We start from the raw sequence: 15,569 nt of genomic DNA, 5'->3' as shown, positions 1-15,569 counted from the left end.
ACAGCGATGTCCCCAGAGACGCATGAGGCATCCCCCGAGGAGCGCGCGGCGTCCACCGAGGTCCACGAGGCGGAGAGCCCGAACCTCGACTTCGCAGGCACCACCCCGTACGAGGACTACGTCCAGGCCGACGTCCTCACCCACTTGCAGCACCTGCGCTCGGACGACCCCGGCGAGATGGTCTTCCTGGTCACCACCCAGGTCATGGAGCTGTGGTTCACGGTGATCGTCCACGAGTGGGAGACCGCGGCGCACGCCCTGCGGCGCGACGACATCCCCACCGCGCAGAACGCGCTCAAGCGCAGCCTGCGCGAGCTGGAGGCCCTGAACGCCTCCTGGCACCCGCTCGCCCAGCTCACTCCGGCCCAGTTCAACTCCTACCGCAGCGCGCTCGGCGAGGGCTCCGGCTTCCAGTCCGCGATGTACCGCCGCATGGAGTTCCTGCTCGGCGACAAGTCCGCGTCCATGCTCGTCCCGCACCGGGGCGCGCCCCGCGTCCACGCGGAGCTGGAGAAGGCGCTGCACGAGCCGAGCCTCTACGACGAGGTGCTCGGGCTCCTCGCGCGGCGCGGGTACGCGATCCCGGCGGCCGTCCTGGAGCGTGACCTCTCCAAGCGGTACGAGCCCTCCCCGGAGGTCGAGGCCGTCTGGACCGAGCTCTACTCGGGCGACGAGAGCGGCGACCTGGCCCGCCTCGGCGAGACGCTGACGGACGTCGCCGAGCTGGTCTGGCGCTGGCGCAACGACCACCTGGTCGCCACCCGCCGCGCCATGGGCGCCAAGACGGGCACGGGCGGCTCGGCGGGCGTGGCCTGGCTGGAGAAGCGCGCCACGAAGAACGTGTTTCCCGAACTGTGGACTGCGAGGAGCTATGTCTGACCTGCGGACCGATGGCCTGCGGAGTGAGGCGGAAGCCCTGGACTCCCGTGACGAACTCGCCGCCAAGCGCAAGGAGTTCGTCCTCGACGAGACGGTGTACCTGGACGGCAATTCGCTGGGCGCCCTGCCCGCGAACGTGCCGGGACGGCTCGCCGAGGTCATGACCCACGAGTGGGGTCAGCTCCGCATCCGCTCCTGGGAGGAGAGCGGCTGGTGGACCGCCCCCGAGCGCATCGGCGACCGCATCGCCCCGCTGGTCGGCGCGGCACCCGGCCAGATCGTCGTCGGCGACTCGACCAGCGTCAATGTCTTCAAGGCGCTGGTGGCCGCGGTCCGCATGGCGGGGGAGGGGCGCGACGAGATCGTCGTCGACGCCACGACGTTCCCCACGGACGGGTACATCGCCGAGTCGGCGGCCCGCCTCACCGGCTGCCGGCTCCTGCCGGCCGCCCCCGGCGACGTCCCCGGCGTCCTCGGCGAGCGCACCGCCGCCGTCCTGCTCAACCACGCCGACTACCGCACCGGACGCCTGCACGACCTGCCGGGTCTGACGGCGGCGGTCCACGCGGCGGGCGCCCTGGTCGTCTGGGACCTGTGCCACACGGCGGGCGCGCTGCCCGTCGGCCTGGACGCGCACGGCGTGGACCTCGCGGTGGGCTGCACCTACAAGTACCTGAACGGCGGCCCGGGTTCGCCCGCCTACATCTACGTACGCGAAGACTTGCAGCCCCGCTTCGACTCGCCGCTGCCCGGCTGGAACTCGCACGCCGAACCCTTCGGGATGCGGCCCGGGTTCGAGGCGGCGGACGGGGCGCTGCGCGGGCGCGTCGGCACGCCGGACATCCTGTCGATGCTCGCCCTGGAGGCGGCCCTCGACGTCTGGGACGGCGTCTCCGTCGACGACGTGCGCGCCAAGTCCCTCGCCCTGACGGACTTCTTCCTGCGCTGCGTGGGGGCGTACGTCCCGATGGGCCGGGTCGAGTCCCTCACCCCGGCCGCGCACGCCGAGCGGGGCAGCCAGGTCGCGCTGCGCTGCGAGGGCGCGGGTGACGTGATGCGGCGCCTCGTCGAGCAGGGTGTCGTCGGTGACTTCCGCGCCCCGGACGTGCTGCGGTTCGGGTTCACCCCGCTGTACGTGTCCTTCGGGGACGCCGAGCGGGCGGCTCGTGTCCTCGCGGAGACACTGGGCTGATAACGTCCGGCGGATCTTGCATCTTGCCCCCGCTTCTCCGGGTTCCGCTTTTCCGGGTTCCGCTTCTCCGGGTTCTGCTTTTCCGGGGTCCGCTTTTCCGGAGTCCGGGCTTCCGCGCCCCGGAGGAGCGGGGGCAGGCCCGCCAGCCGCCCCGCCGTTGAGAGGTTGCCGCATGCCGGACGCCGCCGCCGTGGCCCGCGATGCCGCCGAGGCCGAAGCCGCCTTCTCGCATCCCGCCGTGGAGCCCGACGCCACCGTCGCGTACGGCGACCACCCCGACCAGGTCATCGACCTCTACGCGCCGAAGGGCGACGTGGGCCGCCCCGCGCCCCTCGTCGTCCTCCTGCACGGCGGCGCGTGGCGCGCGCCCTACGACCGGCGGCACGTCACGCCGTTCGCGGACTTCCTCGCGCGCCGGGGCTTCGCGGTGGCCAACGTCGAGTACCGCAGGGGCAGTCCGATCCCCGCACAGGGTGGCAAGGGCCCGGTGGCGGGGCGCTGGCCGGAGACCTTCGACGACGTGGCCGCCGCCTTCGACGCGCTGCCCTCCCTCGTACGGGAGGCGCTGCCGTCGGCCGACGCGCGCCGTACCGTCGTGACCGGGCACTCGGCGGGCGGGCACCTCGCGCTGTGGGCGGCCGCACGGCACGTGCTGCCCGCCGGCGCGCCCTGGCGCACCGAACGCCCGGCCCCGCTGCGCGGCGTCGTCGCCCTCGCGCCGATCGCGGACTTCCGCACCGCCGAGGAACTGGCGGTCTGCGACGGGGCCGTGGCCCAACTCCTCGGTGGCGGCGAGAAGTTCGACGAGCGGCTGCCGTACGCCGATCCGGCCGCGCTGCTCCCCACGGGCATCGCCACGACCGTGGTGCAGGGGCGCACCGACATCGTCGTGCCGCAGGAAGTCGCGGAGGCGTACGCCGACGCGGCCGCCAAGGCGGGCGAGGTGGTGGGTCTTACGCTGCTGGAGGACGTGGGTCACTTCCCGCTCATCGACCCGGCGGCGGACGCGTGCGCGGTGGTCGCCGAGGAGATCGCCCAACTGGCGTTCTGACCTGCGACGGTGGCTGTCGTGGCCTGTCGTGGCCTGTCGTGCCTGTCGTGCCTGTCGTGGCCTGTCGTGGCCTGTCGTGGCCTGACGCGGAGGCGTGGGGGAGTACGACCGTGGGTGACACGGCGGCCCCTTGCGGGAGATCCCGGGGAGTACCCGTAGTACCTGAGAGCTACCTCGCGGCTGTATACCCCAGCGGGATGTGAGCGACATCGCCTGATCCATAACTTCCTTTCCGTGAGCGCGAGTCGGAGCACCGGCCCGCGAAGAAGCGGAAGGGACGACCACGATGAAGCTCCGGGCCGGGCGGCTGCGCCGCACTCTGCTGGCTGTCGGCGTCGCCGCGGCCGTGGTGATCCCGGTGTCGGGCGCCGCACGCCCGGAGATCCCGGCCCCCGCCCCCGCCTCCCTCGGCCGCGTCACGGCGACGACCCTCCCCGAGGCGTACGCGGCGAACAGGGCGAACGCCACCGAGGCGGCGGCCCAGGCCGAGGGGTACGGCGCGACGGAACGGGCCGCCGGGCTGCGCGCCATGGCCTCCCCCGGCCGGCAGTTCCTCGCCTTCGACGGGCGGGGCGCGGGCCGCACCGCGGAGGTCGTCGGCGACCTCGCGGGCGCCGACCGCGTCGCCGTCCTGGTGCCCGGCTCGGACACGTCCCTCGACTCGTACGGCAGGCTGCGGTCCGGCGCCCTCGCCCTGCACGCGGAGCTCGGCCCGCGCACCGCCGTCGTGGCCTGGCTCGGGTACGAGACGCCGGGCACGGTCAGCCCCGCCGTCCTGACCACGGGCCGCGCGGACGAGGCGGCGCCCGCGCTGCGCTCCTTCGTCGGCACCCTGCACGGCATCAACGGCCACGCGCGCGTGTCCCTGCTCTGCCACTCGTACGGCTCGGTGGTGTGCGGCAGCGCCGCCTCGGGGCCGCGCGGTCTGGACGTCGCCGACATCGCGCTCTACGGCAGCCCCGGCACGGGCGTCGACGCGGTCGCCGATCTGAACACGCGGGCCCGCGTCTGGGCGGGCCGGGGCGCCGACGACTGGATCGCCGACGTGCCGCACACCAGCGCGGACGTCTTCGGCACGACCGTCGGCTTCGGCACCGACCCGGTCTCCGCCGGCTTCGGCGCCCGCGTCTTCGCGGCGGGCGACGGCGGCCACAGCGACTACCTGAAGCCGGGCTCGGTCCCGCTCGGCAACCTCGCACGGATCGTGCGCGGCGACGACCCGGAGGTCACCCATGCGTGAGCGTCGGCTTTCCGTTCGCGGCCTGCCTGTTCTCGGCCCGCCCGTTCGCAACCTGTCCGTCCGCAACCTGTCCGTTCTCGCCAGGCGGGTCGATGCCGCCACACCGCCCGGCCGGGACCGTGCCGTCGACGCCCTGCGGGCCTTCGCCATCCTCGGCGTGGTGGGCGGCCACTGGCTGGTCACCGCCCTGGTGTCGGACGGCGGCACGCTCCGCGCCGCCAGCCCGCTGGGGCACATGTCCTGGCTCGCCCCGGTGTCCTGGGTCTTCCAGACGCTCGCGGTGTTCTTCCTGGTGGGCGGGCACGTGGCGACGAAGAGTTATGCGTCGGCGCGGGCGCGCGGCACCGGGTACCTCCCGTGGCTCGCGGCCCGCCTCGGCCGTCTCTTCCGGCCGGTCGCCGCCGTGCTCGCGCTGTGGACCGCCGTCGGCGCGGGCCTGGTCCTGTCGGGCGCGGGCCCGGACACGGTGCACACCCTGGTGAAGCTGGCGCTGTCGCCCCTGTGGTTCCTGCTGGCCTTCGCCGTGCTCACCGCCGCGACGCCGCTGGTGCGGCGGCTCAACCCGCTGTGGCCGCTGGCCGTCGTTCTCCACGTGGACCTCCTGCGGTTCGGTTTCGGCGGCCCCGCCTGGCTCGGGTGGGTCAACATGGCGGCGGGCTGGCTCGTGCCGTACACGCTGGGCGCCGCCTGGACGCGGGGCGAGCTGACGCGGCACGCGGGCCGGGTGCTGCTGGCGGTCGGCGCGGCGGCCACCGCGGGCCTCGTCCTGTGGGGCGGCTACCCCGCCTCGATGGTCGGTGTCCCGGGCGAGCCGGTGTCGAACCTGAACCCGCCCACGCTGGCGGCCGTCACCTTCGGCCTCGCCCAGTGCGGCCTGGCCCTGCTGCTGCGGGAGCCCCTGACGCGGTGGACGCGCCGGCCCGCGGTCTGGGCGGCGGTGGCCCTCGTGAACCTCTCGGCGATGACGATATTCCTCTGGCACCAGACGGCACTGATGGCGGTCACCGCGCTCGGTCTGCTCGGCGGGGAGCCGCTGCCGGGCCTGCACACGGTGCCGGACGGGCCGGGCTGGGTGCTCGCCCGCCTCGCCTGGCTGCCGGTGTTCGCGCTGGGGCTCGTGGTCTGCTGGGCGGCGTTCCGCGTGTACGAGCAGGGGGGCCGGGGGGCGCGTGCGGTGCGGGTGCGCCGCGGGGCCGGGAACGGGGGAGCGGAGGCGGTGCGGCGTGCCTAGAGTTGATCTTGTGGAGGGTGACGGCCGCGTGCGCGGCGACAGCGAGCGGTTCGACGGAGCCGTCGCGTCCGGAGTGCGGGGCGTGCGCAGGGAGCTGTGGACGGCCGCGCCGATGCCCCTGCCACCGCTCGGGAGGCCGCGCCTGATCCGCTGGCTGCCCCACGTCGTGATCGTGTGGATCGCCGTCGGCACGACGCTCGGCAACCTCGACCAGATGTCGGCGCGCTACCGCTTCGGCTATACGGTCGGCACGTTCCTGTCACTGGCCCAGGCCGGGGCCCTCCTGCTCGCGACGGCGCGCCCGGCCCCCGCGTGGTGGCTGTCTTTCGGGGTGAACGTCTCCGCCGCCGCCCTGACGACGATGCCGTCCGAGCAGGAACCCGAACCCTGGCCCTGGAGCCCGCCGGCCCTCATCGCGCACGCCACCGTGACGCTGCTGCTCGCGCTGCGGCTGCCGGCCCGCGCCGCTTGGACGGCGTGCGCCCTGAGCGTCGGCGTGCCCTGGCTGCTGCAACAGACGACGAGTCCGGGCGCGTACGACACGACGGTGCCGCTCTCGGCGGTCGTGTTCGGCGCCGTCACTCTCATCGGCACGCTGCTGCGCGGCCGCCGTGAGGCCCGCACCCAGCTGGTCGAGCAGGAGACGCTCACCGCGGAGGAGCGGGCCCGCCGCACCCTCCTGGAGGAGCGCAGCCGCATCGCCCGCGAGCTGCACGACGTCGTCGCCCACCACATGTCGGTGATCTCCATCCAGGCGCAGGTCGCCCCGCACCTGGTGAAGGACCCGCCCGAGGAGCTCCGCGAGAACCTCGCGGGCATCCGCGAGAACGCCCTCGAAGCCCTCACCGAACTGCGCCGCGTCCTCGGCGTCCTGCGCTCGGAGCACCCAGGGGACCCGGAGGCGGCGCCGCAGGCCCCGCTGCCCACCCTGGAGCGCCTGGACGGCCTCCTCGACAACGCGCGCGCGGCCGGACTGACCGTGCGCCGCGAGAACGCGGGCGAGCCGCGCCCGCTGCCGCCCGGCGTGGACCTCTCGGCGTACCGCATCGTGCAGGAGGCGCTGAGCAACGCGATCCGGCACGCGCCGGGCTCGACGGTGCGGATCGGCCTCACGTACACGCGGGCCGGACTGGCCGTCCGGGTCACCGACTCCGGCGCGCGCACCGCCGCACCGCCCTCGCCCGGCGCGGGCCACGGCCTGCTCGGCATGCGGGAACGGGCGGCCATGCTGGGAGGCGACCTCGTCACCGGCCCCACCCCGGACGGCGGTTACGAGGTCTCCGCCTTCCTGCCCACCTCCCCTGCCCGGCCGACCCACGGAGAGACCACACCATGACGATCAAGGTCCTGATCGCCGACGACCAGATCATGGTCAGACAGGGCTTCTCCGTCCTGCTGAACGCGGAGCCGGACATCGAGGTGACCGGCCAGGCCGTCGACGGCGCGGACGCGGTCGCCAAGGTCGCCGACCTCGTGCCGGACGTCGTCCTGATGGACATCCGGATGCCCGAGCTGAGCGGCATCGAGGCGACGCGCCGCATCACGTCCACCCTGCCCGGGGTGCGCGTCCTCGTCCTGACGACCTTCGACCTCGACGAGTACGTGTACGAGGCGCTGCGCGCGGGCGCCTCCGGCTTCCTGCTCAAGGACGCCTCGGCGGCCCAGCTGGCCGAGGCGGTCCGGGTGGTGGCCGCCGGCGACGCGCTGCTCGCGCCCGGGATCACCCGGCGCCTCATCGCCGAGTTCTCCCGCATGGACGGCGGCCCGCGCGGCCCGCTGCGGTCCCGCGTCGGCGAGCTCACCGAACGCGAGACGGAGGTCCTCGCACTGATCGCGCAGGGCCTGTCGAACGCGGAGATAGCGGTGCGGCTCGTGGTGGCCGAACAGACCGTGAAGACGCACGTCGGCCGCATCCTGGTGAAACTGGGCCTGCGCGACCGCACCCAGGCGGCGGTCTTCGCCTACGAGTCGGGGGTGGTCCGCCCTTCCGGTGCGCCGTAGAGCCTCAGGGCCTCAGGGCCTCAGGGCCTCAGGGCCTCAGAGGCTCAGAGGCTCTTGAGCAGGCTCACGGGCAAGTAGTACCTGCGACGGACCCCCCGGAACCCATCTCCCAGGGGACGCCCGCCCCATCCCCGCCCCCGTACCTTCATAGACGTGACCGATACGACTGAGCAGCTCAAGGCCAGAGGCCAGAAGAGCCCCGAGTACCACCTGGTGCGGGAGGCCCTCGGGGGCCTGCGCGAGGCGCTGTTCCGCGACCCCTTCGCCTACCGGCTGCTGCCTCCCAGGACCGCGGGCGGGCGGACGGCCCGGCTCCTCCCCAAGCGGATACGCGGGTATGCCGTCTGGGCCCCGCACGCCCTGGTGATCGCCGCCGCGCTCTGCACCGTGTTCATCGCCTACCAGGTGGGCCTGGGGGGCAACGAGGTCGCGTACCTCCTCGCCGGCTTCATCCCGGCGGCCGCCGTGCTGATGACGCTGGTCAGGCCGGTCGGTGCCTACTGGGTCTCGATCGTCTCGACACCGTTCACGGCGGTGTTCGGCGACACCTGGGACGGGTGGCCGTGGACACCGCCCGCCTTCTTCGCCCACATCGTGGTGATGGTCGTGGTCGCGGCCAGGACCGGCCCGCGCACCGCCACGTGGATGTGGCTCGGCACGGCGGCGTACGGACTGGTCGCGGAGGGCTTCCTCGGCGTTGGCGGCTCCTCCGACGCGCCGCCGATGCTGTTCTTCTCCGCGCTCGCGCTCCTGATCACCACCGTGGTGCACGTCCGCCGCGAGGCGCAGCGCGAGGTCACCGTGCAGCGCACCGTCACCGCCATCGAGCGCGACAAGCGCACCCTCCTGGAGGAGCGCACCACCATCGCCCGCGAGCTGCACGACGTGGTCGCGCACCACATGTCGGTGGTCGCCATCCAGGCCGAGGCCGCGCCCTACCGCGTGGAGAACCCGCCGCCCGAGCTGGAGCAGGCGTTCGTGACGATCCGCGAGAACGCGGTGTCCGCGCTCACCGAGCTGCGCCGCGTCCTCGGCGTCGTACGGGCGGAGGACTACGAGGCGCCGGACGCCCCGCAGCCCACGCTCGCCGACCTCGACCGGCTCCTGGACAACGTCCGCGACGCGGGCCTGACCGTCGAGAAGGTGGTCACCGGAGCGGTCAGGGAACTCCCGCAGGGCGTGGAGCTTTCGGCGTACCGCATCGTGCAGGAGGCGCTCAGCAACAGCCTGCGCCACGCGCCGGGCGCCGCCGCCCGCGTCGAGGTCGGCTACGTCCTCGGCGGCCTGGGCCTGCGCATCGTGAACGGCCCGGCGACCGGCCTGGTCAAGCCCTCCCCGGGCGCCGGGCACGGCGTCACCGGGATGCGCGAGCGTGTCACGATGCTGGACGGCGAGATGACGGCGGAGCCGACCGCCGACAACGGCTACGAGGTCACGGTCTTCCTGCCGGTGGCGCGCGCGGACCGGATGGACCCGGCGGGAGAAGACGCATGACGATCAAGGTGCTGATCGCCGACGACCAGATGATGGTGCGGGAGGGCTTCTCCGTCCTCCTGAACGCCATGCCCGACATCGAGGTGATCGGAGAGGCCGTCAACGGCCGGGAGGCGGTCGCCAAGGTCGCCGGACTCGCGCCCGACGTGGTCCTGATGGACATCCGCATGCCGGAGCTGAACGGCATCGAGGCGACCCGCGAGATCATCGCGTCCGAGGGTGATTCCAAGGTCCTCGTCCTGACCACCTTCGACCTCGACGAGTACGTGTACCAGGCGCTGCGCGCCGGCGCCTCGGGCTTCCTCCTCAAGGACGCCTCCGCACGCCAACTCGCGGACGGCGTACGGGTGGTGGCGTCCGGAGAGGCGCTGCTCGCACCCACCGTCACCCGCCGGCTGATCACGGAGTTCTCCAAACTGGCCGAGGCACCACGCCTCTCCGCGGCCGTCCAGGCACAGCAGTACGGCGAGCTCACCGAACGCGAGACGGAGGTCCTCGTCCTCATCGCGCAGGGCCTGTCGAACGCGGAGATCGCCTCACGCCTCGTGGTCGCCGAGTCCACCATCAAGACGCACGTCAGCCGGGTCCTGGTGAAGCTGGGCCTGCGGGACCGCACCCAGGCGGCGGTGTTCGCGTACGAGGCGAGGCTGGTCACACCGGGCTGAACGGGACTAGCGTCCGCCCATGGACGCAGCCTCCGAGGTCTTTACCCCCTCGTCACCGGAGTTCCTGGCCGACCCCTACCCGGCGTACGCGCGGCTCCGCGCCGCGGGCCGCGCCCACTACTACGAGCCCACCGACCAGTGGCTGATCCCGCACCACGCCGACGTCGCGGCCCTCCTGCGCGACCGCCGCCTGGGCCGCACCTACCTGCACCGCTTCACCCACGAGGAGTTCGGCCGCGAGGCCCCGCCTCCCGAGCACGAGCCGTTCCACACCCTCAACGACAACGGCATGCTCGACCTGGAAGCCCCCACCCACACCCGCATCCGCCGCCTGGTCTCCAAGGCGTTCACGCCCCGCACCGTCAGCCGGCTCCGCCCCTACGTGCACCGTTTGGCGGACGAGCTGGCGAGCGACCTGGCGGCGGACGGCGGCGGAGACCTGGCGGCCCGCGTGGCCGAGCCCCTGCCGGTGGCGGTCATCGCCCAGATGCTGGGCATCCCGGAGAGCGACCGCCCGCTCCTGCGCCCCTGGTCGGCGGCGATCTGCGGCATGTACGAACTGAACCCGTCCGAGGAGACGGCAGCCCGGGCGGTCCGCGCGTCCGCCGAATTCACGGCGTACCTGCGCGAACTGATCACCATCCGCCGCCGGAACCCGTGCGACGACCTGATCTCGGCCCTGATCGCGGCCCACGACGAAGGCGAGTCCCTCACCGAACAGGAGATGACCGCGACCTGCGCGCTCCTGCTGAACGCGGGGCACGAGGCGACGGTGAACGCGACGCTCAACGGCTGGCACGCGCTGTTCCGCAACCCCGCGCAACTGGCGACGCTCCGCGCGGACCCGGACGCGATCACCCCCACCGCCATCGAGGAACTGCTGCGCTACGACACCCCGCTGCAGCTCTTCGAACGCTGGGTCCTGGACGACATCGAGATCGGCGGAGTGACGATCCCGCGAGGCTCGGAACTGGCGCTCCTCTTCGGCTCCGCCAACCACGACCCGGCGGCGTTCGACACCCCCGCCACCCTGGACCTGACCCGCACCGAGAACCCCCACATCTCCTTCAGCGCGGGCATCCACTACTGCATAGGAGCCCCCCTGGCCCGCATGGAGCTGACGGCCTCCCTCCAGGCCCTCCTCCACAGAACCCCCACCCTCACCCTCGCGGCAGCCCCACCCCGCACCCCCAACTACGTGATCAGAGGCTTCAGCCAACTCCTGGTCAAAACGTGACGAGTCCCGCCCCCGCCAGGGTAGGAACCCCAAGCCCGCCGCTCCGCGGCGGATGTATCCCACCCACCCACCCGTGCACCCCGCGACGTCCCGCGGGGGTAGGGGCGGGTGGGTGGGGTGTCCCCCGCGACGTTCCCCCGGGGTAGGAACCACAAGCCCGCCGCTTCGCGGCGGATGTTCCCCACCCGCCCGCCCGTTTGCCCCGCGCCGCAGCTGCCAGGTAGGAGCCCAGGGGCGGGGACAAGCCCCAGCCCCAGCCAAGGGCAGAAGTGGCGACGGGCCGCAGCCGCGAAACCGGCCGGAGGGGACGTGGGGGTATGTGCGCACGGAGCACCGAGCACACTGTGGCGTCTTTGGACTTGAGGCGTGACGCAGGGATAGCGAGTACGTACATACCCCCGCGGCCCCGCCCCACAGACGCACAGCAGGCGAGACCCACCCAAGGCGCAGGCGCCCGAGACACGCCCCCAGCTCACCGAGGCAGCACCAGCCCCCAAGCAGCCCCCCGAACCGTCCACGTCCGAGTCCGCACAGGCCCCGCCACCACCGCATCGGCCCGATACCGAAAGTCCGCCCCCGACACGGTCACCGCCCGCGCCCGCACCCGCACCGGCGCCACCTCGGCCCCCACCGACAACGGCCGCACCTCCACCTGAGCGAACCCCTCGCACCCGGCGGTGACCCGCACCCCCCGCACCGGCTGATCCAGATCGACCAGCGTGACCCCGTCCGCCTCGACCCGCAGCCGGACGGGCGAGGAACCCCCCGCCGTCGCGAACGTCCGCGCGGGCCGCACGGGCAGCGCGGGCAGCGCGGCAAGGGTCCGTACGAACGACTGACAGCTCCGCAACCACGCATGCCCCTCCCCAGAGGCCCCCGCGGCCACCCGCTCGGGCCCTCCGACAGAAGACCCCACCGCCCCGAAGGACCCCCCACCCCCCACAGGCGGAATCCGAAGATCGCCCAGAACGACCCCGTCACTGTCGTCCACCAGCAGATCGAGCCGCCGCTCGGCCCCCTCCAGCACGGCCCGCGCCGCGGCGACCGCCCCCGCAGGCACTCCCAGCCCCCGCGCGAGCGTCTGCGCGGCCCCCACCGGCACCACGGAAAGCACGCACCCGGCAAGCTCCCGCTCCCGGTGGAGCACCCCCACGGCCCGCAGCAGCGCCCGGTCGTCCCCGATCACCACGAGACGCCGCGCACCCCTCCTGGCCAGCGCTTTCGTGAAGTCCTCGGGCCCCTCGGGCAGGCAGACACGGACCGCCGCACCCGCACTGAGCACGTCCTTCGCGATCCGCACCGACTCACCGTCCGTGCGCCGGGCGACCGGGTCGATGACGACGAGGAGCTGGTCGCGAGCCGACAACGTGCTCCCTTTCTTTTAGCCGTTCTTTGAGACCTCGGGTAGCATCTTTGTGCAAGAGCCCCTTGCGCTATTGCGCCAGGGGCTTCGTCTATTCCGGGGCAGCATCCAAGGCACACCCATACGGCGGCTACGGCCCCTGACCTTGGACATGCCCCGCCCGGAAGGGGTGTACGCCTGTGCCCGCACTTGTGCTGCTCGGTGCTCAGTGGGGTGACGAAGGCAAGGGAAAGGCCACTGACCTGCTCGGTGGCTCCGTGGACTATGTGGTGCGCTACCAGGGCGGCAACAACGCCGGCCACACGGTCGTCGTAGGCGACCAGAAGTACGCGCTGCATCTCCTCCCTTCCGGGATTCTTTCCCCGGACTGTGTGCCTGTCATCGGCAATGGAGTCGTCGTCGACCCGTCGGTCCTGCTCTCCGAGCTGAGCGGTCTGAACGAGCGCGGCGTCGACACGTCGAAGCTCCTGATCAGCGGTAACGCGCACATCATCACGCCGTACAACGTGACGGTCGACAAGGTGGGCGAGCGCTTCCTCGGCAAGCGCAAGATCGGCACGACCGGCCGCGGTATCGGCCCGACCTACGCCGACAAGATCAACCGCACCGGCATCCGCGTGCAGGACCTCTATGACGAGTCGATTCTGCAGCAGAAGGTCGAAGCGGCCCTGGAGCAGAAGAACCAGCTCCTGACGAAGGTGTTCAACCGCCGCGCGATCGAGGCGGAGCAGATCGTCGAGACGCTCCTGGAGCACGGCGAGAACATCAAGCAGTACGTCGCGGACACCACGCTGATCCTGAACAACGCGCTCGACGACGACAAGGTCGTCCTGTTCGAGGGCGGCCAGGGCACGCTCCTGGACGTGGACCACGGCACGTACCCCTTCGTCACCTCGTCCAACCCGACCGCCGGCGGCGCCTGCACCGGCACCGGCGTGGGCCCGACGAAGATCAGCCGGGTCATCGGCATTCTGAAGGCGTACACGACCCGCGTCGGCGCGGGCCCGTTCCCGACGGAGCTGTTCGACGCCGACGGCGAGGCGCTGCGCACCATCGGCGGCGAGCGCGGTGTCACCACGGGCCGTGACCGGCGCTGTGGCTGGTTCGACGCCCCGATCGCCCGTTACGCGACCCGCGTGAACGGCCTGACGGACTTCTTCCTCACGAAGCTCGACGTCCTCACCGGCTGGGAGCAGATCCCGGTCTGCGTGGCGTACGAGATCGACGGCAAGCGTGTGGAGGAACTCCCCTACTCGCAGACCGACTTCCACCACGCGAAGCCGATCTACGAAATGCTGCCGGGCTGGTCCGAGGACATCACCAAGGCCAAGACTTTCGCCGACCTGCCGAAGAACGCGCAGGGTTACGTGAAGGCGCTGGAGGAGATGTCCGGCGCTCCGATCTCCGCGATCGGTGTGGGTCCGGGCCGTACGGAGACGATCGAGATCAACTCGTTCGTCTGATCGGCTCACCGGTCACGAGGGGGTGGGTCGCGCTGAAGCGTGACCCACCCCTTTCGCATGTCCGCCACAAGTTTGGCGACACCGTCCCCCCCCCCCGCTCAGCCGGACGCGTCGTCGCCGCAGACGCGCAGGCCCTCCGGGGTCGCGCACGGCAGGTGGCCGTGGGTGCGGATGACGTCGAGGCCGGTGCCGCGCGCGTAGGCGAGGAAGCCGGCGGCCAGGGAGTCGGCGGGCGGCAGGCCGTACGTGTAGGCGTACTCGATCTCGCGGTAGGGGTAGCCGGTCTTGAGGAGCTGGTCGGTCGAGGGGGCGTGGCCCTCCAGGTCGAGCCGGTGCAGGCCCTTCAGGCCGGAGGCGGCGCGGAGTTCGCTGTAGCCGATGGCTCCGGGGATGCGGCCGACGGCGTCGAGGACCTGGTCGGTGGAGTCGAGTTCGCAGCGGATGACGGGGACGGTCCGGTCGTCCTTGCTCAGGCAGTCGTTGGACGACGCCTTGATCTCGAAGGCGCCGCCCAGGACGCGGCGTTGCAGCGTGTCGCGGGTGCCGGAGCTGGAGCCGCGGCTGACCAGGACCACCGGCAGGTCGGGTCCGCCGAGCTCCTTCCAGTTGCGTACGTCGCCGCGGTACAGGCGGCGCACCTGCGGCAGGGTCAGATTGCGCAGCGGCACGCGGTCGTTGAGGACGAGCGCGAAGACGGAGACCGCGACGCGTGTCTCGGCCAGGCGGGGGAAGCCGTCGGACTTGGGCCCGTCGGAGAAGGCGAGCAGCGGCGGCGCCCCCTTCGCCCCCTTCCCCTTCGCCCGCCCGAACTCCCGCCCCGCGTCGTCGAGTTCCCGCACTCCGGCCGCGCTGCCGTGCGCGCCGACCGTGATGTCGGAGCCCGGACAGTCCTCCTCGTACTTGTCGGCGAGCTCCTCGGCGACCGGCGCGAACGCCGTCGAACCGAGCACCGTCAACTCGCCCGTCGCACACTCGATGGGCGGCGGGTCGGCGTCGCGCAGCACGATGATCGAGGCGAGCGTGACCACGGACAGGGTGAGCAGGACGGTCAGGAGCTGCGCGGGCCGGGACAGCAGCGGCGGCTTGCCGTCGAGGGTGGTGGAACGGTTGGGCTGCACCTCGCCGGCCTGGATGCCCCCGGTCACGGTGATGTCGCCGCCGACGGGACCGCCGGTGAGCAGCACCAGGAGTTTGTAGTGCTGCCCCCTGTTGAGCGGGACGCGCGGGATGTGCAGGGTGCTGCCTTCGTACCGCAGGCCCGCGACCGGCGTGAAGTGTTCCATCAGGTGGTCGTCGCCGGACGGCGCGGTGACGGCGAGGCCGCGGACGGTGCGGCCCGTGAAGACGGCGGTGAGCCCGTGCAGGGCGCGCCCGCTGTAGTCGGCGTCGGTGACGGCCTGCGAACCGTCGTTCTCGACGCGCAGCAGGACAAGCGTGGCGTCGGACATCTCGGGTGTCTCGTCGAAGAGCCCGAGCCGCGTGTTGGCGCCCCCCGTGCGGACGTTGTCCCCTATCGCCGTGTCCAACTGGACGCGATAGCCGATGCGTTTGCGGCGCGGCACCCGCCGCTCGTACCAGAGCGCGCCGACGGTGGCGGCCAGGCCGAGGGCGGCCGTGAGCACGGCGATGGTGTTCTCGGCGCTCAACCAGTCCATGGGCGGTGACGGTAGGCGCCAAGTCCCCGCCCGGCGGCGGCTTTCCCGTCCCGACGGCTGCTGTTCGCCCCCGGTTCGGTCACGCCTCCTCCGCTACG

General features: G+C 72.6%; 13 protein-coding genes. 11 read left to right on the top strand and 2 right to left on the bottom strand.

Annotated features, from left to right (window positions below):
• Positions 1 to 6: 6 nt before the first annotated feature.
• The 10 genes from AB0N81_RS20000 to AB0N81_RS19955 all read left to right on the top strand — a co-directional run bounded on the left by AB0N81_RS20000 (position 7) and on the right by AB0N81_RS19955 (position 10,990).
• Positions 7 to 879, top strand: a complete 873-nt coding sequence (locus tag AB0N81_RS20000) for a tryptophan 2,3-dioxygenase family protein (protein WP_365359997.1) — start codon at positions 7 to 9, stop codon at positions 877 to 879.
• On the top strand, positions 872 to 2,071 hold the full coding sequence (gene kynU / locus AB0N81_RS19995) for a kynureninase (protein ID WP_365359995.1): 1,200 nt from the start codon (positions 872 to 874) through the stop codon (positions 2,069 to 2,071). Before AB0N81_RS20000 ends, kynU begins: the two co-directional genes overlap by 8 nt.
• A gap of 172 nt (positions 2,072 to 2,243) precedes the next feature.
• Complete coding sequence (locus tag AB0N81_RS19990; RefSeq protein WP_365359993.1) at positions 2,244 to 3,122, top strand: alpha/beta hydrolase; 879 nt, start codon at positions 2,244 to 2,246, stop codon at positions 3,120 to 3,122.
• 286 nt (positions 3,123 to 3,408) lie between these two features.
• Positions 3,409 to 4,362: an alpha/beta hydrolase gene (locus tag AB0N81_RS19985; RefSeq protein ID WP_365359991.1), complete on the top strand. Its 954-nt coding sequence runs from the start codon at positions 3,409 to 3,411 to the stop codon at positions 4,360 to 4,362.
• Positions 4,363 to 4,429: 67 nt separating this feature from the next.
• The gene (locus AB0N81_RS19980) at positions 4,430 to 5,593 is read left to right on the top strand and encodes an acyltransferase (RefSeq protein WP_365360085.1); all 1,164 of its coding nucleotides are present in this window, start codon (positions 4,430 to 4,432) and stop codon (positions 5,591 to 5,593) included.
• 10 nt (positions 5,594 to 5,603) lie between these two features.
• Complete coding sequence (locus AB0N81_RS19975) at positions 5,604 to 6,929, top strand: sensor histidine kinase (protein ID WP_365359989.1); 1,326 nt, start codon at positions 5,604 to 5,606, stop codon at positions 6,927 to 6,929.
• On the top strand, positions 6,926 to 7,594 hold the full coding sequence (locus AB0N81_RS19970) for a response regulator transcription factor (RefSeq protein WP_365359987.1): 669 nt from the start codon (positions 6,926 to 6,928) through the stop codon (positions 7,592 to 7,594). Before AB0N81_RS19975 ends, AB0N81_RS19970 begins: the two co-directional genes overlap by 4 nt.
• Positions 7,595 to 7,747: 153 nt before the next feature.
• Positions 7,748 to 9,088 carry a histidine kinase gene (locus AB0N81_RS19965; RefSeq protein WP_365359985.1) on the top strand — a complete coding sequence of 447 codons (1,341 nt, stop codon included), beginning with the start codon at positions 7,748 to 7,750 and terminating at the stop codon, positions 9,086 to 9,088.
• Positions 9,085 to 9,753 carry a response regulator transcription factor gene (locus tag AB0N81_RS19960; protein ID WP_365359983.1) on the top strand — a complete coding sequence of 223 codons (669 nt, stop codon included), beginning with the start codon at positions 9,085 to 9,087 and terminating at the stop codon, positions 9,751 to 9,753. The genes AB0N81_RS19965 and AB0N81_RS19960 overlap by 4 nt, the downstream gene beginning before the upstream one ends.
• A 19-nt stretch (positions 9,754 to 9,772) precedes the next feature.
• Entirely contained in the window at positions 9,773 to 10,990 is a 1,218-nt protein-coding gene (locus AB0N81_RS19955) for a cytochrome P450 (protein WP_365359981.1), read from the top strand.
• 472 nt (positions 10,991 to 11,462) lie between these two features.
• Here the strand turns inward: AB0N81_RS19955 and AB0N81_RS19950 are convergent, their stop codons facing one another.
• Positions 11,463 to 12,356 carry a diacylglycerol kinase family protein gene (locus tag AB0N81_RS19950; protein ID WP_365359979.1) on the bottom strand — a complete coding sequence of 298 codons (894 nt, stop codon included), beginning with the start codon at positions 12,354 to 12,356 and terminating at the stop codon, positions 11,463 to 11,465.
• Positions 12,357 to 12,532: 176 nt separating this feature from the next.
• On the opposite strand from AB0N81_RS19950, the gene AB0N81_RS19945 reads away from it, so the two are divergent.
• On the top strand, positions 12,533 to 13,816 hold the full coding sequence (locus AB0N81_RS19945) for an adenylosuccinate synthase (RefSeq protein ID WP_365359977.1): 1,284 nt from the start codon (positions 12,533 to 12,535) through the stop codon (positions 13,814 to 13,816).
• Positions 13,817 to 13,914: 98 nt separating this feature from the next.
• Here the strand turns inward: AB0N81_RS19945 and AB0N81_RS19940 are convergent, their stop codons facing one another.
• On the bottom strand, positions 13,915 to 15,471 hold the full coding sequence (locus AB0N81_RS19940; RefSeq protein ID WP_365359975.1) for a substrate-binding domain-containing protein: 1,557 nt from the start codon (positions 15,469 to 15,471) through the stop codon (positions 13,915 to 13,917).
• Between the last annotated feature and the right edge of the window lie 98 nt (positions 15,472 to 15,569).

The organism is Streptomyces sp. NPDC093510 (assembly GCF_040683555.1).
Taxonomy (GTDB): Bacteria; Actinomycetota; Actinomycetes; order Streptomycetales; family Streptomycetaceae; genus Streptomyces.
This window is presented reverse-complemented; position numbering and strand designations above follow the sequence as displayed.

Bases quoted from the DNA above. Each gene is read 5' to 3' on its own strand.
- AB0N81_RS20000 (WP_365359997.1), top strand. From the start codon at position 7: ATGTCCCCAGAGACGCATGAGGCATCCCCCGAGGAGCGCGCGGCGTCC.
- kynU (WP_365359995.1), top strand. From the start codon at position 872: ATGTCTGACCTGCGGACCGATGGCCTGCGGAGTGAGGCGGAAGCCCTG.
- AB0N81_RS19990 (WP_365359993.1), top strand. From the start codon at position 2,244: ATGCCGGACGCCGCCGCCGTGGCCCGCGATGCCGCCGAGGCCGAAGCC.
- AB0N81_RS19985 (WP_365359991.1), top strand. From the start codon at position 3,409: ATGAAGCTCCGGGCCGGGCGGCTGCGCCGCACTCTGCTGGCTGTCGGC.
- AB0N81_RS19970 (WP_365359987.1), top strand. From the start codon at position 6,926: ATGACGATCAAGGTCCTGATCGCCGACGACCAGATCATGGTCAGACAG.
- AB0N81_RS19960 (WP_365359983.1), top strand. From the start codon at position 9,085: ATGACGATCAAGGTGCTGATCGCCGACGACCAGATGATGGTGCGGGAG.
- AB0N81_RS19955 (WP_365359981.1), top strand. From the start codon at position 9,773: ATGGACGCAGCCTCCGAGGTCTTTACCCCCTCGTCACCGGAGTTCCTG.
- AB0N81_RS19940 (WP_365359975.1), bottom strand. From the start codon at position 15,471: ATGGACTGGTTGAGCGCCGAGAACACCATCGCCGTGCTCACGGCCGCC.